21 protein-coding genes and 1 pseudogene are annotated in these 20432 nt (G+C 58.0%); 9 read left to right on the top strand and 13 right to left on the bottom strand.

What is annotated here, in order from left to right:
• The first annotated feature begins 15 nt into the window (after positions 1 to 15).
• Complete coding sequence (locus U5A05_RS03700; RefSeq protein WP_261740864.1) at positions 16 to 900, top strand: DMT family transporter; 885 nt, start codon at positions 16 to 18, stop codon at positions 898 to 900.
• A gap of 67 nt (positions 901 to 967) precedes the next feature.
• On the opposite strand, the gene pcaG is transcribed toward U5A05_RS03700, so the two are convergent.
• The 4 genes from pcaG to U5A05_RS03680 form a co-directional block, all read right to left on the bottom strand.
• Complete coding sequence (pcaG, locus tag U5A05_RS03695; RefSeq protein WP_321835791.1) at positions 968 to 1573, bottom strand: protocatechuate 3,4-dioxygenase subunit alpha; 606 nt, start codon at positions 1571 to 1573, stop codon at positions 968 to 970.
• An 11-nt stretch (positions 1574 to 1584) separates the two neighbouring features.
• Positions 1585 to 2304 carry a protocatechuate 3,4-dioxygenase subunit beta gene (gene pcaH / locus U5A05_RS03690; RefSeq protein ID WP_261740862.1) on the bottom strand — a complete coding sequence of 240 codons (720 nt, stop codon included), beginning with the start codon at positions 2302 to 2304 and terminating at the stop codon, positions 1585 to 1587.
• Between the two features lie 98 nt (positions 2305 to 2402).
• Positions 2403 to 3332: a pca operon transcription factor PcaQ gene (gene pcaQ / locus U5A05_RS03685; RefSeq protein WP_261740861.1), complete on the bottom strand. Its 930-nt coding sequence runs from the start codon at positions 3330 to 3332 to the stop codon at positions 2403 to 2405.
• Positions 3333 to 3367: 35 nt separating this feature from the next.
• Entirely contained in the window at positions 3368 to 4354 is a 987-nt protein-coding gene (locus U5A05_RS03680) for a PDDEXK nuclease domain-containing protein (RefSeq protein ID WP_405046641.1), read from the bottom strand.
• Positions 4355 to 4629: 275 nt separating this feature from the next.
• Between U5A05_RS03680 and ypfJ the strand changes: the two genes are divergently transcribed.
• On the top strand, positions 4630 to 5520 hold the full coding sequence (gene ypfJ / locus U5A05_RS03675) for a KPN_02809 family neutral zinc metallopeptidase (RefSeq protein ID WP_321835790.1): 891 nt from the start codon (positions 4630 to 4632) through the stop codon (positions 5518 to 5520).
• Entirely contained in the window at positions 5521 to 6507 is a 987-nt protein-coding gene (locus tag U5A05_RS03670; protein WP_321835789.1) for an alpha/beta hydrolase, read from the top strand.
• Between the two features lie 163 nt (positions 6508 to 6670).
• Here U5A05_RS03670 and U5A05_RS03665 read toward each other — a convergent pair whose 3' ends face one another.
• From U5A05_RS03665 to U5A05_RS03655, 3 genes are all read right to left on the bottom strand, one after another.
• The gene (locus tag U5A05_RS03665) at positions 6671 to 7261 is read right to left on the bottom strand and encodes an HAD family hydrolase (RefSeq protein WP_321835788.1); all 591 of its coding nucleotides are present in this window, start codon (positions 7259 to 7261) and stop codon (positions 6671 to 6673) included.
• On the bottom strand, positions 7258 to 8127 hold the full coding sequence (tesB, locus tag U5A05_RS03660) for an acyl-CoA thioesterase II (RefSeq protein ID WP_261740856.1): 870 nt from the start codon (positions 8125 to 8127) through the stop codon (positions 7258 to 7260). Before tesB ends, U5A05_RS03665 begins: the two co-directional genes overlap by 4 nt.
• 87 nt (positions 8128 to 8214) lie before the next feature.
• Positions 8215 to 8784 (bottom strand): GNAT family N-acetyltransferase, encoded by a 570-nt coding sequence (locus U5A05_RS03655; protein ID WP_261740855.1) that lies wholly within the window; start codon positions 8782 to 8784, stop codon positions 8215 to 8217.
• Between the two features lie 86 nt (positions 8785 to 8870).
• On the opposite strand from U5A05_RS03655, the gene U5A05_RS03650 reads away from it, so the two are divergent.
• Positions 8871 to 9791 (top strand): histone deacetylase family protein, encoded by a 921-nt coding sequence (locus tag U5A05_RS03650; RefSeq protein WP_261740854.1) that lies wholly within the window; start codon positions 8871 to 8873, stop codon positions 9789 to 9791.
• Positions 9792 to 10127: 336 nt separating this feature from the next.
• Positions 10128 to 11369: a TIGR03862 family flavoprotein gene (locus U5A05_RS03645; protein ID WP_321835787.1), complete on the top strand. Its 1242-nt coding sequence runs from the start codon at positions 10128 to 10130 to the stop codon at positions 11367 to 11369.
• A 99-nt stretch (positions 11370 to 11468) separates the two neighbouring features.
• Here the strand turns inward: U5A05_RS03645 and rhlE1 are convergent, their stop codons facing one another.
• The 5 genes from rhlE1 to U5A05_RS03620 all read right to left on the bottom strand — a co-directional run bounded on the left by rhlE1 (position 11469) and on the right by U5A05_RS03620 (position 15989).
• The gene (gene rhlE1, locus U5A05_RS03640) at positions 11469 to 12806 is read right to left on the bottom strand and encodes an RNA helicase RhlE1 (RefSeq protein WP_321835786.1); all 1338 of its coding nucleotides are present in this window, start codon (positions 12804 to 12806) and stop codon (positions 11469 to 11471) included.
• Between the two features lie 67 nt (positions 12807 to 12873).
• Entirely contained in the window at positions 12874 to 13764 is an 891-nt protein-coding gene (gene yedA / locus U5A05_RS03635; protein ID WP_261740851.1) for a drug/metabolite exporter YedA, read from the bottom strand.
• A gap of 320 nt (positions 13765 to 14084) precedes the next feature.
• Positions 14085 to 14696, bottom strand: coding sequence for a 3'-5' exonuclease (locus tag U5A05_RS03630; protein WP_321835785.1), 612 nt, complete (start codon positions 14694 to 14696; stop codon positions 14085 to 14087).
• 28 nt (positions 14697 to 14724) lie between these two features.
• The gene (locus U5A05_RS03625; RefSeq protein ID WP_261740849.1) at positions 14725 to 15201 is read right to left on the bottom strand and encodes an NYN domain-containing protein; all 477 of its coding nucleotides are present in this window, start codon (positions 15199 to 15201) and stop codon (positions 14725 to 14727) included.
• A 125-nt stretch (positions 15202 to 15326) separates the two neighbouring features.
• Positions 15327 to 15989, bottom strand: a complete 663-nt coding sequence (locus U5A05_RS03620) for a DUF2076 domain-containing protein (RefSeq protein WP_321835784.1) — start codon at positions 15987 to 15989, stop codon at positions 15327 to 15329.
• Positions 15990 to 16165: 176 nt separating this feature from the next.
• On the opposite strand from U5A05_RS03620, the gene U5A05_RS03615 reads away from it, so the two are divergent.
• The 3 genes and pseudogenes from U5A05_RS03615 (at position 16166) to U5A05_RS03605 (ending at position 18827) form a co-directional block, all read left to right on the top strand.
• The gene (locus U5A05_RS03615) at positions 16166 to 16825 is read left to right on the top strand and encodes a YciC family protein (protein WP_261740847.1); all 660 of its coding nucleotides are present in this window, start codon (positions 16166 to 16168) and stop codon (positions 16823 to 16825) included.
• Positions 16826 to 16914: 89 nt separating this feature from the next.
• A pseudogene (locus tag U5A05_RS03610) lies at positions 16915 to 18007 on the top strand (endonuclease/exonuclease/phosphatase family protein).
• Positions 18008 to 18161: 154 nt separating this feature from the next.
• On the top strand, positions 18162 to 18827 hold the full coding sequence (locus tag U5A05_RS03605) for a M24 family metallopeptidase (protein WP_321835783.1): 666 nt from the start codon (positions 18162 to 18164) through the stop codon (positions 18825 to 18827).
• A gap of 66 nt (positions 18828 to 18893) precedes the next feature.
• Here U5A05_RS03605 and U5A05_RS03600 read toward each other — a convergent pair whose 3' ends face one another.
• Entirely contained in the window at positions 18894 to 19517 is a 624-nt protein-coding gene (locus U5A05_RS03600; protein WP_321835782.1) for a hypothetical protein, read from the bottom strand.
• Positions 19518 to 19740: 223 nt separating this feature from the next.
• Between U5A05_RS03600 and U5A05_RS03595 the strand changes: the two genes are divergently transcribed.
• On the top strand, positions 19741 to 20400 hold the full coding sequence (locus U5A05_RS03595) for an EndoU domain-containing protein (RefSeq protein WP_321835780.1): 660 nt from the start codon (positions 19741 to 19743) through the stop codon (positions 20398 to 20400).
• Positions 20401 to 20432 lie beyond the last annotated feature (32 nt).

Raw genomic sequence — 20432 nt, 5'->3', positions numbered from 1 at the left:
ACAACGAGGTCATCGATGACATTGCCCACGCCCCTTTCGGGGGTGAACCATCCTTTGAAGGGCATCTTGCTGATAGTGACAGCCACTGCGCTGTTCTCCAGTCACGATGCGCTGTCCAAGTACCTCAGTGGTTTTTACCCGGTAGTGATGGTGGTGTGGGCACGTTACCTGGTGCACACCGTGTTGATGGCGGGGATCTTTCTGCCGCAGTCAGGGTTGCGGGTACTGCGCAGCAAACGGCCTTTGCTTCAGGTGTTGCGGGCCATTTGCCTGTTGGGTTCAGGCCTGTTTTTCACCTATGGGTTGTTGTTCATCCCACTGGCTGAAAATACGGCGGTCAACTTTCTGGCACCGCTACTGGTAGCGGCTTTGTCAGGGCCCTTACTGGGCGAGACGGTTACACGTGGGCAGTGGCTGGCCGTGGTATGCGGATTTATCGGGGTGGTGATCATCATTCACCCCGGGGGCGAGTTGTTTACCCCGGCGGTGTTATTGCCGATGGCCGCAGCGCTCTGCTTTAGCTGTTATCAGATCCTCACGCGCAAACTCAGCGCATATGACAGCCCCACCACCAGTAACTTCTTTGCCGGGCTGTTCAATGTGCTGGTGATGAGTGCGCTGGTGCCGTTTTTCTGGCAAACCCCGACCCTGGCCCACGGCCTGCAAATGCTGGCGCTGGGCTCCCTGGGCATGACTGCTCACTTGCTGTTGACCCAGTCGTTTCGCGTGGCGGCACCGGCACTGCTGGCGCCATTCAGCTATTGCCAGATCGTGTTTTCCGGGGTTTTGGGCTGGTTACTTTTCGACCACACGCCTGACCTTGCCAGCCGGGTCGGTATTGCGATTATCTGCGTCAGCGGGTTGGCGGCGGCGTGGCAGCAAAGGCGCGGCCGCGCTTGAATTTCGTAGCAGCTGCAGAGGAACGAAGGCTGCGTTCCTCGGCAGCTGCTACAGGTGTTGTGGTGTATTAAAAGTCGAAAAACACCGTCTCCCCTTCGCCCTGAATACGGATATCAAACCGATAGGCCGTTTTGCCATTCACTTCACAGCGATGAGCGATCAAGGTTTCGCGGCGTTGTGGCTGCTCGATCAGATTGAGCACCGGGCACTTGGCATTCGCCTCCGACTCGTCGCTGAAATAGAGGCGCGTCTGCAGGTGAATGTTGATGCCACGGGCAAACAGCGACACGTTGATATGCGGCGCCATCGGCACACCGCTCGCATTGCTCACCACACCAGGCTTGATGGTGTTGAGCGTCCACTCACCTGCATCGAAGGTGGTCGCCGTACGGCCAAAGCTGTTGAAGGCTTTTTCCGAATCAAAGTCTTCGTCATAAACCCCTTCATGGTTGGCTTGCCACAGCTCCAGAAAAGAGTCGCGCACCAGGTGGCCATTACCGTCATAGACGTTGCCAAACAGCACGATGTGCTCGCCCGCAGCGTCCGGCTTGGCCATCTCGCTCCAGATTTCTTCAGGGCGCGACGGGTTGCCGGCCGCAGCCAGCGCCAGGCCGATATGTACATAGGGGCCAGCAGTTTGCGATGGGGTTTCCGGTAGCAATTGGATAGGCATGACGGGGCTCCTCAGCAGTTTTCGAAGTGAGTCTGGCGCTGACCGCGCAGCACGATGTCAAAGCGATACGCCAGGCAATCCATCGGATTGGCCGCGCCCATGTCCAGCCGAGCAATCAGGCTTTGCACTGCCTCGGGGTTGGTAATCGATTTGACGATCGGGCACATCGGGATCATCGGGTCGCCTTCGAAGTACAACTGGGTAATCAGCCGCGTGGCTATCGAGGGGCCACTGATGGAGACGTGAATATGCGCCGGGCGCCAGTCGTTTGGCCCGTTACGCCACGGATAAGGCCCCGGTTTGACGGTGCGGAAGCTGTAATACCCTTCACTGTTGGTCAAGGTGCGGCCTACGCCACCAAAGTTGGGATCCAGCGGTGCCAGGTAACGGTCGTTCTTATGGCGATAACGACCGCCAGCGTTGGCTTGCCAAACTTCAACCAGGGTGTGAGGAATCGGTTTGCCGTACTGATCGCACACGCGACCCGCGAGGATGATTCGCTCGCCAATAGGCAAACCGCCATTGTTGAAATTGAGCAGCAGGTCGTTGTCGAACTTGCCAAATTTCAGATGGGAAAAATCAGGGCCGCTGGTTTCGCTAACCGACTGCGGGATGCTCACCAGCGCCTGGCGCGGGGAACGGGCAATCGAGGTTTTGTAGTCGGGCGTCAGGGCTTTGGGGTGCCAGTTGCGATCACGGATGATAAAACGCCGGCTGTCTGCATCAGACATGTCGATCTCCTGTTGTTTTTATAAAGGCTAGAAGCCAGTTTCAAACAACAGACGCCCAAGGACTACTGAAAAGGTCAGCCCCATACATAACCATATGGTTATGGATAAATCCCTTCCCCATAGGCCCGGCCCAATTCACGTAAAACCTCGACACAGCCCTGCGCCGCCACCGACATCGGTACGTGGGCGTTGCTGCAAATACCGATCGAGCCGCCCGGCTCGCGCTGGCCCAGGTCGATTTCCTGCAGCTCGCCACTGGCCAGGTCCAGGCGTACGGCATCCAGAGGCGCGATCCAGACCGCATCGTTGCGCAGCACGTAGCGCCGACTGAGGGTAATCGACAGAGTTTCCAGCCGTTGCCGGGACTGGCTGATGCCGCATTGCACAAACAGGCTGTCGGCAAAGGCACGAATAGTGGTGTTGGCCAGCGGCAATACCAGTGGGTAGTTTTCGAGCAAACTGCGGTCAAGCGGGCCTTGTGTCAGGGGATGACCTGCACGCGCCACCAGGGTCATGGATTCGCTGTAAAGATGTTCAAAATTCATGCCCTGAATTTCCGGGCTGTCGGTCATGCGCCCCACCACAAGGTCAACATCACCTACACGCAATTGCGATAACAGATACGCACTCGGTCCAGTTACAACACTCACCACCAGCGACGAATGCCGGGCATGCAGACGCTGCACCAGTTCGGGTATCAGCAGGCTCTCCACCGTCGACAACACCCCCAGACGCACCGTACCTCCTACATATTCACCGCCACGCAAGGCATTGACCCCTTCGCGCAACGCCTGCACCGAAGGCGTCGCATAACGCAGAAACGCCACCCCGGCCTCGGTCAGAGTGACGCCGCTTTTACTGCGCACAAACAGGCTGACCGTCAGCAGTTCCTCAAGCTCCTTGAGGGTTTTTGACATGGCCGGCTGGCTCACCGCCAACACATCCGCCGCCCGCGCCAGACTGCCCTGGCGCGCCATCTCCAGAAAGCACACGAGGTGGCGGTACTTGATGCGGGTATCAATGTTCACAGGGCTTACAACTCCGGAGCGGGGATCAGGTGGGGTCACGTGTCATCTACAGGGACGTTTTGCAGATAAAACTCATGCAGCTTGGCTTGCAGAATCTTCTTGTCCGGCAGCCTGGTTTGATATTCGGCGATCAAAGCGGGCGACAGCGAGCGGTTCAGCGCGTATTCAACCACTTCATCTTCCTTGCTGGCGCACAGTAATACTCCGATTGCCGGATTTTCGTGAGCTTTGCGGTGGTGGCGGTCGAGCGCTTCGAGGTAGAAGTTGAGCTTGCCCAAGTGTTCAGGTTCGAAGCGTCCTACCTTTAATTCAATCGCGACCAGACAATTCAAGCCACGATGGAACAGAAGCAGGTCCACTGCAAAATCCCTGGTTCCTACCTGTAATGGATACTCTGAGCCCACAAAGCAAAAATCATGGCCCAACTCAGTCAGAAACTCCTTTAAACGCCCCAGCAAACCTCGATGTAACCCCGACTCGTTGTGCCCGCTGGGTAGCTGAAGAAACTCAACAAAATAAGCGTCTTTGAATACATCCGTTACACCTGCAACACGTTCCTGTAATGCAGGGGAAAGCTTGGCTGGGCGAATCACCATTCGCTCAAACAACGCGCTCCCCAACTGACGATCCAGTTCACGACTCGACCATTTTTGGACAACGGCGCTGCGCATATAAAATTCGCGCTCCTGAGCGGATTTACACTGACTCAGGAGCATCAGATGGTGAGTCCAGGGCAATTGTGTCAGCAGTGCTGACACTAAGTTTTCATCCTCTCTATATGCCTCATAAAATTGACGCATGCGGAACAGGTTGCGACGGGTAAACCCTCGAAGCCCAGGCTGGGTAGCCGCGATGTGAACTGCCAACTGCTCGACTACAGAGTCCCCCCACTCAGCTCGTTCCAGCTTTTGACTGATAAAAGCACCCACCTGCCAGTACAAACCGATTAGCTGCGTATTCACGGCAACAACGGCATTTTGTTGGGCATTTTTGATTAGTTTCACTACATGGGTGAAACCAATGGTCGAAGTCTGATGTGGCGTATTTAAAAAGTGGGAGCTCACTGAAACCTCGGGAATGCAGGACGAATAGAGCAACACACCCTACGACCCACTCCCACCCTCGTCAGTCAGCCCTTACCCACAAAAGGCCGATACACTCTGTAGCCTTCACCTGCAAACCCATCAACCCAAATGCCATACTCCTTCGCCAATTAACAAGCGTCTGACAGCCGGGCTGGCATTGTCCCAACTCAGCTACAACACTTGAATACACGATTTATCAGAGGACGACCCCCATGCTTTGGAAAAAAGGCCGACGTAGCGACAACGTTGAAGACGTACGCGATCAAGGCACCGGGGGCGGCGGGATGCGGATCGGCGGCGGTAAAGGCTTGAGCCTAGTGGCTGTGGTGGTGATTGTGGGTATCGGTCTGTTAACCGGACAGGACCCAATGCAGATTCTCGGGCAGTTAAGCGGCCAGCTTACCGAGCAATCTTCGCCCCAGGTTACCCAGCAAGCCGGGCATGCACCTCCCGCTAATGATCAACAAGCTGATTTTGTGCGGGCGATTCTGGGCGATACCGAAGACACCTGGCGGCAAATTTTTCAGCAAGCTGGTCGCACTTATAAAGACCCGACCCTGGTGCTGTTTCGCGGCCAAGTGAACTCGGCCTGCGGCTTTGCTTCGGCCGCAACCGGGCCGTTTTACTGCCCGGCCGATCAGAAGGTCTATCTGGATATGAGTTTCTTCCAGGAGATGACCCAGCGCTTCAAGGCCGGAGGCGATTTCGCCCAAGCCTATGTGATCGCGCATGAAGTGGGCCATCACGTGCAGACCCTGCTGGGTGTCTCGTCAAAAATGCAAATGGCCCGCCAACAAGGTCAGCGCATGGAGGGGGCCGGGGGCTTGCTGGTGCGCCAGGAACTACAAGCCGACTGCCTGGCAGGTGTGTGGGCCAACCATGCGCAAAAACGCCTGAACTGGCTGGAACCCGGGGATATCGATGAGGCCTTGAATGCCGCCAATGCCATTGGCGATGATCGTTTGCAGCAACAAAGCCAGGGCCGCGTGGTGCCCGACTCCTTTACCCACGGCACTTCGGCGCAACGGGTGAAGTGGTTCAAGACCGGTTTTGCACAAGGCAATATCAATCAGTGCGATACCTTCTCGGCAGCGAAGCTTTAGATGCTAGTGCGCTCAATCGCGCCAATAATAGGCCTGTTGCTGGCCTTCTCGATGGCTCAGGCGGCCGAGCACGGGGTTAAAGAACTGAGCCCCGAGCGTCTGAATATTGGCCCCGGCGAGTTGAGCGTGGGGCTGAGCCAGGACTGGAAACGGCCACTGCCACAGGTGCAGCGCGCATTGATTGTGATTCATGGGCGCCTGCGCAATGCCCAGACCTATTTACGCAGCGCCGAACAGGCTGCGACGCAAGCCGGGCAGTTATCCACAACCCTGATCATTGCACCGCAATTTCTCAATCAGCGTGATGGCACTCGCCATGCCCTGCCCGACGCGGTCTTGCGCTGGCATGCCAATGACTGGATGGCCGGTGCCCCCGCGCTGAGCCCGGCGCCGCTCAGTTCTTACGCGGCGCTGGATCAGATCCTTGAGCGCCTCAATGACCGCAAACGCTTCCCGGCCTTGCGTGAGGTAGTGATTGCCGGACACTCAGGGGGCGCGCAAGTGGTGCAGCGTTATGCCCTGACGACACAAGCCGACAAGGCTTTGCAGACAGACGGGATCAAGGTGCGCTATGTAATTGCCAACCCTTCGTCATATGCGTACTTCAATGCGCAGCGGCCGATTCCGACCTTTGATTCGGCGAACTGCCCGGGCTTCAATACCTGGAAATACGGGCTTAAGGATCTGCCCGCCTACGCCATGGGGCAAAAAAAACGACAGCTGGAGCAGGCCTATGTTGAACGCGACATTACCTATTTATTAGGTGCCAAGGACACTGACCCCAACCACCCGGCACTGGATAAAAGCTGCGAAGCCGAAGCCCAGGGCGCCTTCAGGCTGGAGCGCGCAAAGAACTACTTTGAGTATTTGCGCCAGCAGCATCCGCAGGGGCTGAATCAGCGGCTGATCGAAGTGCCTGGTGTTGGGCACAACGGCGACCAAATGTTCACCTCGCCAGAGGGGCAGAAGGCGTTGTTTGGCGGGTAAATACACCCTGTGTAGCAGCTGCCGAAGGAACGAGGCTGCGTTCGATTGCGAAGCGATCGTAAAATCTGAGTGCACGTTTTAACTGACGTACCGCGCTGCCTGGATTTACGACGGCTGCGCCACCGAACGCAGCCTCGCTCCTACGGAAGCTGCAGGTGTTAAGTCAGGTAAGTAACTGGCGCAGCTCGAAACAGTCCTTGGCATGCCAGTCGGTCAGTTCCGGCCACGGGTTTTCAGGCACATTGACCAATATGGTTTTGCTGCCTGCAGCGCGGCCACAGGCCAGGTCAAAGTGATAATCCCCCACCATCACCATCTTCGCCGGGGCCACATCCCACGCACGCGCCAACTGAAGAAGGCCATCCGGGTCTGGCTTGTGTACGGCGTTGTCGCGACCCAGTACATCCTGGGGCGCGAAGCACTGGTCCAGGCCGATGGCCTTGAGCGTGATATGCGCCAATTCCTGAGCATTACGGGTCAGGATGCCGAGGCGACATCCCTGAGCGGCCAAGTCGCGCACCAGTTCGACCGCACCCGGAGCAGCTGTTGAAGCCAGCGCCAGCTCGCGCTCGTGCTCCAGCAGCCAGGCGTGCTTGACTGCCGCGACTTGCGCGGGCAAGCCGTTGAGGTGAGTCAGGATATCTTCATCGGCAGGGATCTCCAGCTCACGACGAATCGCGGCAAAGTCATGCACGGCAATAGTCAGGGTGCCGTCCATGTCGAAAACCCAGTGTTTTACGTCCTTGAGTGTCATGCCCAGTCCTTGCGGTGGCGGATCAAACCTTCCTGTGTGACCGAGGCTACCAATTGGCCAGCGCGGTTGTACACGCTGCCACGGGAGAACCCGCGCGAGTTGCCCGCCCACGGGCTGTCCATTGCATAGAGCAGCCAGTCATCGGCACGCAGATCGGCGTGAAACCACAACGCATGATCGAGGCTGGCAACCTGCATATCCTTTTGCCACACGCCTTTGCCGTGGGGCAGCAAAGAGGTAGTCAGCAAGCCAAAGTCCGATGCGTAGGCCAGCAGGTATTTATGCAGGGCGGGCGAATCAGGCAGTGTGCCGTCAGCACGAAACCACACGTACTTGATCGGGTCGCTGACCTGGGGGTTGAAGGGGTCTTCACCCACCACCGGACGAAACTCGATGGGCTTGGCGCACAGCAGCTTTTCACGCATCGACTCAGGAATCAGGTGCGCGCGCTGACGAATCATGTCGAGTTCCGACGGCAGATTCTCCGGTCCGACTACATCGGGCATCGGGATCTGATGCTCAAAACCGCTCTCGTCGTACTGAAACGAAGCGCTGCTGGTAAAAATCGGCTGGCCCTTCTGGATCGCAGTCACCCGGCGTGTGCTGAAACTGCCGCCATCGCGCACCCGGTCAACCTGGTACACCACAGGCAGGCTCGCATCGCCGGGGCGTAAAAAATAGCCATGCATCGAGTGCACATGGCGGGCGTCTTCAACCGTCTGGCTCATGGCCGACAGCGATTGACCGAGCACCTGACCGCCGAACAACTGGCGAAAGCCCAAGTCCTGACTGCTGCCGCGAAAGAGGTTCTCTTCGATCGGTTCCAGGGTCAGCAAATTGACCAGATCATCCAACACTTGGCTCATTCAGATTCTCCTCACACAGAGCATTACCCTCGTAATCTTCGTTACGCAGGTCAAAAATTCCGGCTTTCGCCGCGTTACTGCACCCGCTTAGCCGTGCAGGGTTTCCAACCACTGTGCCCGCGTAATGCGGTACAGCACATGGGGCCTTAGCGGGTCGCTTTCAGGCAACCGAGGGTGTTCAAAGCCACCGTGCGGATCGTGTTGCATACCAATGGCCTGCATGACTTTTTGCGATGGCAAGTTCACCTGGCTGGTAAACGACACCACCTGATCCAGGGCCAATCGATCAAAGGCACAACGCAATGCCGCCCAGGCCGCCTCACTGGCGTAGCCCAAACCCCAGTGTTCGGGTGCCAGCCGCCAGCCGATTTCAACGGCCGGAGTAAAGGGCGCCTCAAACGAGACATTCATTAGCCCGGTGAAACCGATAAAAGCGCCCGTATCCTTACGCTCTAGTGCCCATAGACCGTAGCCGTACTCGGCAAAGTGACCGCGAATCCTGCCAATCAGCGCCGCACTTTCGAGGCGACTCAACGGGGCCGGAAAATAACGCATCACCTGAGGATCGGCACACATCGCAGCGAACTCGTACAAGTCTGTGTCACGCCAGGGGCGTAAGTGCAAACGGGCACTTTCGAGTTCTTTGATCTGCTCCATCGACTCTCTCCGATTTGTTACCGGGCTTTACCGAGCAGTGTACAGCGCTGTTAATATCCAGCGCTCGTTACGACGCGAAATTCCCTATGCCTGTGCCGCTGATTTACCACGATGACTACAGCCCGCAGTTCCCAGCAGATCATCGTTTTCCGATGGACAAATTCCGCCTGCTCCGCGATCACCTGGTCGAGTCCGGACTGACCCGCGATGCAGACCTGCTGCGCCCGGAACTTTGCCCTGTGGATATCCTTGCGCTGGCCCATGACCGCACCTATATCGAGCGCTACATGGCGGGCGAACTGGCCCGCGAAGATCAGCGCCGCCTGGGCCTGCCCTGGAGCGAAGCGCTGGCGCAACGCACCATTCGTGCGGTGGGCGGCTCATTACTGGCCGCCGAACAAGCGCTGGAGCACGGGCTGGCCTGTCACCTGGCGGGGGGCACCCATCACGCGCATTACGATCACCCGGCAGGCTTTTGCATCTTCAATGATCTGGCGATTATCAGCCGTTACATGCTGGAAAGCGGTCGGGTGAACCGGGTACTGATTTTTGACTGCGATGTGCATCAGGGCGACGGGACTGCACGAATTCTTGAACATACGCCGGACGCCATTACCGTTTCCCTGCACTGTGAAAAGAACTTTCCGGCACGCAAAGCGCAAAGTGACTGGGATATCGGCCTGCCTATGGGTATGGGCGATGCCGAATACCTGCAAGTGGTCGATGAGGCACTCAATTACCTGTTGCCGCTGTATCAACCGGATCTGGTGCTCTACGACGCCGGAGTCGATGTGCATAAAGATGATGCCTTGGGCTATTTGAAGCTCACCGACGAAGGCATTGGCGCCCGTGACGAGAGCGTGATGCGCCACTGTCTGGGCCGCGATATTCCGGTGGTCGGGGTGATTGGCGGCGGTTACAGCAAAGACCGCAAGGCACTGGCACGCCGCCACGGGATTTTGCACCACAGTGCGCAAAAGGTCTGGTTGTCATTGGGTTGTCACTAAGCTGTGATTTTTTACCCACAATGCCTGTGGAACTGCCTGTGGATAACCTGAGTGAAAGCACCTGCAGGCCACGGTGAGTAAGGCCTGCAGATAGCTGTATGTTTTTCGTACAGTTATTGCACTCCTCGTAGCAGCTGCCAAGGAACGAAGGCTGCGTTCGAGCGCGAAGCGGTCGTAATACCTGAACCCGCGGTGTATCTGACACTGCGCGTCCACTGACTTTACGACGGCTTCGCCGCCGAACGCAGCCTTCGTCCCTCGACAGCTGCTACAGGGGATCTGCTCCGCGCAGTCAGGTAGAATGCGCAGCTTATTTCGCCGATTTGCAGCCCTGTCATGACTGATCCCACCCCTCTCCACTCCCATCACGTCGCTATTATCGGCGGTGGCCCAGCCGGTTTGATGGCCGCCGAAGTGTTGAGCCAGGCAGGCGTGCGGGTTGATCTATACGACGGTATGCCGTCGGTGGGCCGCAAGTTTTTGCTGGCCGGGGTCGGCGGCATGAATATCACCCACTCCGAAGCCTACCCGACCTTCCTGTCACGCTATGCCGAGCGCGCACCCCAGATCGCCCCATTGCTGCGGGCCTTCGATGCCGATGCCTTGTGCCAGTGGATCCATGACCTGGGCATCGAAACTTTTGTCGGCAGTTCCGGCCGGGTGTTCCCCACCGATATGAAAGCCGCGCCGTTATTGCGCGCCTGGCTCAAGCGTCTGCGCGAAGCCGGGGTAGTTATCCACACCCGTCATCGCTGGCAGGGCTGGCAAGCCGATGGCCAGTTGCGTATCGACAGTCCTGAAGGCGAAGTACAGCTCAAGCCTGATGCGGTGTTATTGGCGTTGGGCGGCGGCAGTTGGGCGCGACTGGGGTCGGATGGCGCATGGATGCCGTTGCTGGCCGAGCGCGGCGTCGAGCTCGCGCCGTTGCAGCCGAGTAATTGCGGGTTTGATGTGGCCAGCTGGAGTGAGGTACTGCGCAGCAAGTTCGCCGGTGCGCCGCTAAAGAACATCGCCATTGCCCTGGAGCACAGCCCCCCTCGCTTGGGCGAGTGTGTGATTACCGCCAGCGGCATTGAAGGCAGTTTGATTTACGCCTGGTCGGCACCGATTCGTGAAGCGATCAATCAACAGGGCGAAGCGACCATCCTGATCGACCTGTTGCCGGGCAAGCCTGTGGATAAAGTCCAGGCAGCACTGGCCAAGCCTCGCGGCTCGCGCTCGATGAGCAAACATCTGCACAGCCAGTTGGGCCTCGATGGCGTAAAAGCGGCGTTGTTGCGCGAGTTAGCACCCGCCGAATCCTTCAACGACCCGGCGCAACTGGCCAAGGCCATCAAGGCGCTGCCCCTGAAACTGATCAAGGCGCGCCCATTGGACGAAGCGATCAGCAGCGCCGGCGGTGTGCGGTTTGAGGCTGTGGATGAAAACCTGATGCTCAAGGCAGTGCCCGGCGTGTTCTGCGCAGGCGAGATGCTTGATTGGGAAGCCCCCACCGGCGGCTACTTGCTCACAGGCTGTTTTGCCAGTGGCCGTGCTGCCGGGTTGGGGGTTTTGAGCTGGCTTAAAGCGCAACACTAATCCTGGTCAGGGCCCCTGTGGGAGCGAGCCTGCTCGCGAAGGCTGTTCGCGAGCAGGCCCGCTCCCACAGTTGAAGTTCCCCCAGGGTCGGCGTCGACCTTACGGCTTGCGCTTGCGCGGGCCGGTGTTGAACACAGGGACTTTACGCACAGGCTTGACCGACGGTTCTGCCGGGGTTGCTTCGCCGCTGTCTACCCACTTGCCCAAGTTGCGCTTGCCGCCACCACCCGAGGTTTTCGGTTTTTTCGGCTTCTTCGGTTTTTTGATCACTTGACCGCTGGCATCCGTGTCGGGCACGCGGTGCTCCGGCTCGAAATCTTGCTCTTGGTGACGAGTCAAAGTCTGACGGGTCAGCATCTCGATTGCCGACAGCATGTTCACTTCGTCAGCACAGACCAGCGAAATGGCTTCGCCCTTCTGACCGGCGCGACCCGTACGGCCGATGCGGTGAATGTAGTCTTCGGCCACGATTGGCAGGTCGAAATTGACCACCAGCGGCAGGTCTTCGATATCCAGACCACGGGCTGCAACGTCGGTTGCTACCAGGATCTGCACTTCACTGGCCTTGAAACGATCCAGCGCCCGTTGGCGCGTGGCTTGCGGCTTGTCGCCGTGGATACCGTCAGCGTTGATCCCCAGACCTTGCAACTTGCCCACCAATTCGTCCACGCCGTTGCGGGTTTTGGCAAACACCAACACTTGCTTCCAGTGCTGGGTGCGCAGCAGATGCAAAAACAGCTCTGCCTTGCGCTTTTTGTCGACCGGGATCACCCACTGCTTGACGCTGCTGGCGGCCACGTTGCGCGGGCTGACTTCGATGCTCAGCGGGTTGTCGAGCATCTGCTCGGCCAACAGGCGAATCGCGTCAGAAAAGGTCGCCGAGAACAACAGGGTCTGACGCTTTTTCGGCAAAGCACGGTAGATATCGCGTAGCTCTTCGGAGAAACCGAGGTCGAGCATGCGATCCGCTTCGTCGAGGATCAGGGTTTGCAGTTGGTTGAACTTGATCGCTTTCTGACGATACAGATCGAGCAGACGCCCAGGCGTTGCGACCAGAACATCAACACCTTTGCGCATTTTCATCATTTGCGGGTTGATGCTGACGCCGCCGTACACCGCATAGGTGCTCAACGGCAGGTGCTCGGCATACTGGCGGATGCTCTCGTGAACCTGTTCGGCCAGCTCGCGGGTGGGCACCAGTACCAGTGCACGCACCGAGTTGCTGGTGACTTTCGGGCCTTCCATGGTCAGCGACTGCAACAATGGCAGGGCGAAACCGGCGGTTTTGCCGGTGCCGGTCTGAGCTGCGGCCATCAGATCGCGACCAGCCAGTACGGCGGGGATCGCTTGGGCCTGAACCGGGGTTGGGGTCTTGTAGCCGAGCGTCTCAAGGGCGCGCAGCAAGGGTTCGATCAGGCCAAGGGTGGCGAATGTCATGGGGATACCGTCGAAAAAGGTCAGCGCGTGGGTGCATAAGTTGCAATGGCGCGCAGTTTACCCTAATTCACGCGGGTTTCTGCTTGCGCCACTGCGGCAAACCGATCAACACCACGGCGCTGATAATGACCGCCATCGCCAGGCACTCTTCAAAACCGATGCTCTCACCCGCGAAGGCGATCCCCAGCATCACGGCCACGGCCGGGTTGACGTAGGCGTAGCTGGTGGCGGCTGCCGGGCGCACGTTTTTCAGCAGGTACATATAGGCGCTGAAGGCGATGATCGAGCCGAAGAACACCAGGTACAGCAACGCGCCCCAGCCTGCGGCAGTGGGCATTTCGGTCATGCGCTCGCCACTGAGCAGGCTGGCCGCCAGCAGCATGGCGCCTGCGGCAAGCATTTCGGCAGCACTGGCCATTGCCCCAACGGGCAGTGGCAAATGGCGGCTCCACACCGAGCCAAAAGCCCAGGCGGCGGCAGCAAAAATAACCATCGCCGCGCCCATCGGGCTGGCTTGCAAGTTAGAGCCCAGGTTGAGCATGCCGATACCGACCAGCCCGAGGGCAATCCCGGCCCATTCCAGACGGGTGTTGCGTGCGCCCCAGAAGTAGCCGAACAGCAAAGTAAACAACGGCACAGTAGCCACGGCCAGCGCGGCGACGCCGGAGGCCACACCCGAGTGTTCGGCCAGTGTCACACCACCATTGCCGCAGGCCAGCAACAGAAAACCGATCATGGCCGCCGAACGCCACTGCACGGCAGTGGGTGCAGGCGCACCACGCCAGCGCATAAAGCCGTACATCAAACTGCCCGCAATCAAAAATCGCACCCCGGCCATCATCAATGGCGGCCAGGATTCAATGCCAATACGAATGGCCAGATAGGTCGAGCCCCAAATCACGTACAAGGCAAAGAAAGCACCGATCAGTTGTAGCGGAAAACGACGTGCGGCAGGCATGAAGGCAGCTCAAGGGCAGAGGCAGGGGACTGGGGAGTCTAGACAAGAGATGGAGAAATAATAAGTAACAAAACGCACCAAAAGTGACCGTACACTTTAATCGGAACCAGAAACACGGACTAGCATTGCAGCCGGGGACGCGATTTTGGTAGCAACTGCCGAAGGAACGAGGCTGCGTCCGAGTGCGAAGCGCTCGTAAACCCGTAACTCCGGGTTTGTCTGATACACGGATGAGCCTGATTTTACGACGGCTTCGCCGCCGGACGCAGCCTCGTTCCTCCACAGCGGCGACACGAGGCACGTCGCCCAAAGTTCGGGGGTTAAAACCCGCGATAACGCTTCAGATGCTCGTTGATCTTCGCCGCAGGGACTTTTTGCAGGCCGCACAGCAGGTCGTGATTGAGTTCTTTCAAGCCGTGCTTCTGGCGCAGTTGCTGGGCCAGGTGTGCAGTCAGATTGGCCGCCATTTCAGCATCGGCCATGGCCCGGTGAGCCTGGCCGGTGTGGGGCAAACCGGCAAAGGTGGTCAGGGTGCCGAGCTTATGATTCGGCGCCGCAGGCATCAGGCGGCGCGCCAGCAACAAGGAGCAGGCGAAGTTCTGCAAACGGGTGCGCTTGATGCGGCCCATTTCGAAATCCCAGAATTTTTGGTCAAAGGCCGCGTTGTGGGCCAGCAGCGGTGTGATGCCAACGAACTCGTTGACTTCGTTCATCACCTGCTCGGCCGACGGCGCGGTGCGCAGCATGGCGTTGCTGATACCGGTCAACTGTTCAATAAACCCCGGCACGCGCACGCCTGCGTTCATCAGGCTTTGGTAACGCTCGACAATGCGCCCACGCTCAAGAATCACCACGGCAATTTCGGTGGCCCGGCAACTGCTGCTCGGGGAGATACCGGTGGTTTCAAAGTCAATTACCGCAATGCGTTCCAAACCTGGTCAATCCTGTAAAAAATGAGAGTTACTTAAGCAGCAGACTGCCTTCAATCGGCACGTAACGGCTGGCAGCACGAATCAATGAGTTGGCAGTCAGGCCAGGCACGCCATAGGCAACGGTTTCAACCCCGTGCTTGCTGGCAATGCGTTCGAGCAGAAGGTCGAAATCGCCATCACCCGAGGCCAGCACCACCTCGTCCACGTTGGCGGCAACGTCCATTATGTCGATGGTGATACCTACGTCCCAGTCGCCCTTGGCCGAGCCGTCGCTGCGCTGGATGTAGGGTTTGAGTTTTACGATAAAACCGAGGTTGCGCAGGATCTGCTGAAACTGCTGCTGCTTGCTGTCACCCCGATCAATTGCATAGGCGTAGGCCTCGACGATTTCACCGCGTTTGCTGATATCAGCCCACAAGGCGGCGTAATTGAAATGGCAGCCATAGGCCTGGCGAACCGTGTAGTAGAGGTTCTGCACATCCGCGAAGACAGCGATTTTTTTCACCGGCAAACCTCAAGGCACCCATGCAAGCGGGCACGCGACTTAAAAACAAGACCGCAGTATGCCAGCCTGTCGAGTGTTTGCGCGGATAAACCGCCCGGCGTGTAGTCACATGCCGGGGGCTAAGATCAAACGTAGGAGTCGTCGTCAGAAAACAAGTCGTCATCATCCAGACCAACGTCCTCGATACCAGAGCCGCTATTGGCAAACTGCTGATTGCCGCTGCCCCAGCCACTGTCGCTGGCGGACGTCGGTTGTTCGATGATTTCTTCGATAACTTGCGGTTGCTGATGGTGACTGAACAGGCTGCTGATGCCCTCCGCCAGCATCACCCCTCCCGCCACGCCCGCAGCCGTTTTGAGGGCGCCACCAAGAAAGCCGCTACCTGACGCCGCAGGCGCAGGGGCCGGTTGAGGGGCCGCTGCAGGCGCTGCCGCCGGGCCGTCACGCCAACCGCCAGTGCTCGACGGGACACTGGGCGCAGCAGCAGGGGCACGATCACCACCACCGAAAAGTCCGGACAAAAAGCTGCCGCCCGATGGCGCGGGTGCCGGCGTTGCCTTTGCCTGAGCCAGTTCCGCCTGCAGTTGCCTGTTCTGTTGGTCGAGCTGCTTGAGTGCTGCTTCTTGCACCAGAATTGCCTGAGTCATGTAGTACGTCGCCGCTGGCTGACGCGCCAGATGTTCATTGATACGCGCCTGGGCCTGGGCATCTCGCGGGGCAGAGCCTGCCTCAGCTTGCTGCAACCGTGAAAACAACCCGTCAATAAGGGTTTGCTCTTCGCTGTTCATGACAACCTCGTTCGATTGCAGAAAAAACCTGCCCCATGCATTACGCAGAAGCTCAATAAAAGTTATGGGGGGGATGACAGGAAGTTTCAACGGTATTGGGTCTTCATTAACTTTTGTTCATCTTGGCGTTTCATCGGTTAAAGTGGCGCACCGCTTTTGACTGCCGACAACTGCCAATGAACCCGCTGACTGTTATTCGTGACTCCCTGTATTTCTTCCAGCGCAATCTGAGCCAGATCGTGATGCTGTGCTTGCCGCTGGTCATCCTCGAGGCCGTGCTGCAGCACATTGTTGATAACGCAGTGGGCCCTGATGCGTCGCCCGGTTATGGTCTGATTGTCGGGTTGCTGCTGTACCCGCTGTACACCAGCGCCCTGATCCTGTTTCTCGATGCCCGCAGCCGGGGCGAAAGCCCGCGCAACCGCGACCTGCTGGCACTGGCCATCAATCTGTGGCCCAAGTTTGCTCTGCTCTCGGCAATCAGCACGCTGCTGATCGTGCTTGGGTTGTCGATGTTTTTTATTCCCGGCATTTTCCTGACTGTCGTACTGGCCTTTTCCGAGTACCGACTGGTGCTACGTGGCGATGCACCACTAGCCGCCATGAAGTCGAGCTTCAACCTGTCCCGTGGCCATTTCTGGCGGATTTTTGTTTGCATACTGGCTGTATTGGGGCCGCTGATGCTGCTCAAGGAGTTCAGTTACTCGCTGTTCTCAAAAGATGACAACACGCTGCTTTCGTTGGTACTCGACAGTGCCAACAGCTTTTTGCAGTTGTTTGTCTCTGTGGTCCTATTTCGTTTGTTCATGTTAATAAGCGACGCGTCTGACAAATAAAAAGAACAATACCTACATGCAGAGCCTTGGGATGCTGGGCTGCCGTCGGGTATGTTCATTCATTCCTTGTAACGTCATAAGCCGAGCCCATGCCACGTTTCTTGCGCCGCACCGTATTTGGTTTGCTGCTGATCACAACGCTACTGGCAAGCCTGATTTATAGCGTTACATGGCGACCCGATGCCAAAGAGGTACTGACACTCACGTGCCCGATCACGGCGCCTGTGCTGATACCCGGCCAAGCGCTCAAGGTCATGACGTGGAACATTCAGTACCTGGCCGGCAAGCGCTATGTGTTCTGGTACAACCTGGCCGAGGGCAGCGGCCCCGATACACGCCCCACCCGAGAAGACATGGCCTTCAGCCTCGATGAAGTGTCGCGGGTCATTCGTGATGAGCGCCCTGACCTGGTACTGCTGCAGGAGGTCGATGACAACGCCAAAGCCAGCGACTACCAAAATCAATTGGCGCTGCTGCAAGAACGCCTGATCGACATCTACCCGTGCAGCACCCAGGTATTTACCTGGAAAGCCGACTTTGTACCCGACTGGCACATTTTCGGCAGCGTCGGGCGCACGCTCGTCACCCTCAGCCGCTACCAGATCGAACACGCCGAACGCCTGCAATTACCAGTCGCCGACGCCAACCTCATCAGTCGCCAGTTCCAGCCCAAGCCTGCACTACTGGTCAACTACCTGCCGCTCAGCGACGGCGGGCAACTGGCGGCTATCAATACGCAACTGGATGCCCCCACGCAGAACAACAGTAACCTGCGCCGACAAATGCAGGCCGTCACAGCACTGGCCGACCGGCTCGAAAGCCAGGGCACGCCGTGGCTGATCGGGGGGGATTTCAACTTGCTGCCCATTGGCCAGTTCTTGCGCTTGCCCGCCCCTCTACGGCTGGGTTACTCACCGGACAGCGAGCTGCATCTGCTCTGGGAAAAGTACCCGATGATCCCCAGCAACCCTGAAGCCACCGGCATCGACCGCGAGCTGTGGCTGACCCACTTCCCCAACGATCCACGTATCGAAGCGCCCGACCGCACCCTCGACTACCTCTTCCACAGTCCAAAACTGCAGCGCATTACAGGTTATGTGCGTCAGGAAGACACGCAGACCATCTCGGATCATCTCGGATCATCTACCGGTTGTGGGGCGTTTTTTGTTGCCTGCGGACTGAGTTCCAGCCCTGCACATCCCTGAACCGACGCGGTGTTTCCAGGCTCGCTCCCACACGTTCAGTGAGCAGCATTGCGCTGGGCATTTTTAATGGGATATCGCAATATACAAAACTATACAGCGCAGACCGCGCCTTCTCGTAAAAGGAATGACAGATGACCCCGGCCTTGGGCGGCAAAGAAGCAGTAGGCGAGCATTTCGCGCTGGAATCGATGCGCTATGCGCAGCAAATGACCTGGAAAGCGGTCGAGCAGATTGCCCGTGGTATTTGCCCCGGCATGCGTGAGTCCGAGGCCCTGTTGATGGGTAAACAAGTACTGGCCGAACTGGGTATGGATCGAATCTGGCACCCGCTGCTGATCCGCTTTGGCGCCAATACACTCAAGATGTTCAAAGAGCGCTCCGATGGCGACCCGGTGTTGGGTGATGACGATATCTTCTTCGTCGACATGGGCGTGGTATGGCAGGGGCACGAAGGGGATGCCGGGGCGACGTTTACCACCGGCAGCGACCCGCAAATGGCGGCCTGTGCCGCGGCTGCTAAGGAGCTTTTTGATCGGGTTGAGCGCCTATGGCGCAGCGAGGGTGTTACCGGCGTGGCGCTTTACGACTATGCCGCGGCTCAGGCGCAGGCCATGGGCTGGAAGCTCAACCTGGACATCAAGGGCCACCGTGTCAGCGATTTCCCCCATGCGATTTATCGGGGCGGAGACCTCGGTGATTTCGAAGCGTCTGCAAACCCCGGCCTGTGGATTCTGGAAATCCAGCTAACTCACCCAGAGCTTGCTTACGGCGCGTTCTACGAAGACTTGCTCATTTGAGCGCACAAGGCTGGCTGACCATTGGGTAAAAACGCACGCAACGATACTTCGTTGCGTGCGTGGGTTTTACTGGGCCTGGAAGTCAAATGCCCAGAGGCCATCGGTACGGCTGACGGTCACATTGACATCGGTGGCCGTGATCGGCGCGATGTACTGGGTCATGTCAGAGAAGTTCTGCACGATGTAGGTCTGACCGATCATCGGTGGCGTCGCCACCATAAAGTAGAAGTTCGGCTCGTACTCGAAACTCACGGTCATGCACGAGTCCACCTTGGGCATGGTGACCACCGGTAAACCGTTGACATACCAATTGCTGTCGAGCTGAACGTACGGGCTGGTCATGTTGACGACCCCACACTGTTGCAGCGTGAGCTTTTCCTTGGCCTTGGAGGCCGATGCCGGTGTCAGGGAAGGCGACAACCCACCTGGGCAAATAGCCTGAAGCAAGTTGCCGGGGAGGATGGTCTGGCGCCCCGAGATAATCGTGTTGCTGGTCTGCACCCCCACCGACGTGACATCGGTTTCGATCACGGCTTCATAGACAAACGACTCGGTAGAGTGCGCTGAGCCCGTCAGCACCTGCCAGGCATGAATCAGATAGTTACGCTGGGCCTGTTGCGGCTTGAGAAACACCAGTACGGTTTTGCCTTCCATATCGTCGACAGCGAAGTTGACATTGAAAGTTGTCATCGTCCTTCTCCTTGTTCCCTGAAAGCCGCAGCAAAACGCCTTGGCTTGTTACTCCAGACGGGATTCGAAACACCTTGTGAACGGCTTTTTTCAGCCAGTGCGAAGAACGACAAACGGGCCAACCTTCTGAGCTGTCACAACACTTCACAACACTTCACAACATCTCGCCAGGTCGCGTCCTAAGCTTGGGGCATCTCGCCCCAATATCAGAAGGAGTCTCATCATGCACACCCTTCCCACAATCGCCGCTGGCCTGGCGACTTCACTGCTGAGCTTGTCCGCTGCCGCGCAGATCGATTGTTCCGCTCTCTCGGCCGCAGTCATGCCATTGCCCGTACAAGTCAGTAACGTGGCTCTCGCGAACAGCCGGGTAAACCCGCAGATCAACCAGCGGCATATCTTCTGTGGCGAGATCAATGCGGGGGGGAATGCCGTCGGGTTTCACTCCCAACCCCTCGGGCACGTTCCTACCCAGGTCAACCCTCCGGGTGCTCCAGCGGCGCCGGCGGCCAGTACCATCGGTGCACCGGTGTACATCGTGCCCTATGGTTTAAATAACCCGCTGCCCTATCGCTACATGAACAGCGTCGTGCAGATATACAACCCGGCAACGAACGCCATGGTGCCCAAGAACGGCGCCTCGACGTTTTTCCCGGACAGCTGCACGCAACAGGCTGTCGTGGAGTCTATCCGCTATGCCTACATGCACCTGAGCACGATGACTAACGCCACCCTGGCCTTTACCGGTCCTTCAGCGCCCAGCATCAATGCCGCAGGCTACTGTGTCGGTGAGAACGGCAACCCATTCACCATCAGTGGTTACCTGTTAAACGACGGCGCAAATTGGTGGGTTAATACGGCCTTTCCGATAGCCAGCTTCTAAGCGCAAAACGCCTGCCTCATTCAACGAGGCAG

This window comes from Pseudomonas kulmbachensis (genome assembly GCF_963681935.1).
Classification (GTDB): domain Bacteria; phylum Pseudomonadota; class Gammaproteobacteria; order Pseudomonadales; family Pseudomonadaceae; genus Aquipseudomonas; species Aquipseudomonas kulmbachensis.
Note: the sequence above shows the minus strand (reverse complement) of the source record. Positions and strands in the feature narration are given on the sequence as shown.

Bases quoted from the DNA above. Each gene is read 5' to 3' on its own strand.
- U5A05_RS03645 (WP_321835787.1), top strand. From the start codon at position 10,128: ATGACTGATCCCACCCCTCTCCACTCCCATCACGTCGCTATTATCGGC.
- U5A05_RS03620 (WP_321835784.1), bottom strand. From the start codon at position 15,989: ATGAACAGCGAAGAGCAAACCCTTATTGACGGGTTGTTTTCACGGTTG.
- U5A05_RS03650 (WP_261740854.1), top strand. From the start codon at position 8,871: ATGCCTGTGCCGCTGATTTACCACGATGACTACAGCCCGCAGTTCCCA.
- yedA (WP_261740851.1), bottom strand. From the start codon at position 13,764: ATGCCTGCCGCACGTCGTTTTCCGCTACAACTGATCGGTGCTTTCTTT.
- U5A05_RS03670 (WP_321835789.1), top strand. From the start codon at position 5,521: ATGCTAGTGCGCTCAATCGCGCCAATAATAGGCCTGTTGCTGGCCTTC.
- pcaG (WP_321835791.1), bottom strand. From the start codon at position 1,573: ATGCCTATCCAATTGCTACCGGAAACCCCATCGCAAACTGCTGGCCCC.
- pcaH (WP_261740862.1), bottom strand. From the start codon at position 2,304: ATGTCTGATGCAGACAGCCGGCGTTTTATCATCCGTGATCGCAACTGG.
- U5A05_RS03600 (WP_321835782.1), bottom strand. From the start codon at position 19,517: ATGACAACTTTCAATGTCAACTTCGCTGTCGACGATATGGAAGGCAAA.
- U5A05_RS03655 (WP_261740855.1), bottom strand. From the start codon at position 8,784: ATGGAGCAGATCAAAGAACTCGAAAGTGCCCGTTTGCACTTACGCCCC.
- tesB (WP_261740856.1), bottom strand. From the start codon at position 8,127: ATGAGCCAAGTGTTGGATGATCTGGTCAATTTGCTGACCCTGGAACCG.
- U5A05_RS03700 (WP_261740864.1), top strand. From the start codon at position 16: ATGACATTGCCCACGCCCCTTTCGGGGGTGAACCATCCTTTGAAGGGC.
- U5A05_RS03595 (WP_321835780.1), top strand. From the start codon at position 19,741: ATGCACACCCTTCCCACAATCGCCGCTGGCCTGGCGACTTCACTGCTG.
- U5A05_RS03605 (WP_321835783.1), top strand. From the start codon at position 18,162: ATGACCCCGGCCTTGGGCGGCAAAGAAGCAGTAGGCGAGCATTTCGCG.
- rhlE1 (WP_321835786.1), bottom strand. From the start codon at position 12,806: ATGACATTCGCCACCCTTGGCCTGATCGAACCCTTGCTGCGCGCCCTT.
- ypfJ (WP_321835790.1), top strand. From the start codon at position 4,630: ATGCTTTGGAAAAAAGGCCGACGTAGCGACAACGTTGAAGACGTACGC.
- U5A05_RS03665 (WP_321835788.1), bottom strand. From the start codon at position 7,261: ATGACACTCAAGGACGTAAAACACTGGGTTTTCGACATGGACGGCACC.
- U5A05_RS03615 (WP_261740847.1), top strand. From the start codon at position 16,166: ATGAACCCGCTGACTGTTATTCGTGACTCCCTGTATTTCTTCCAGCGC.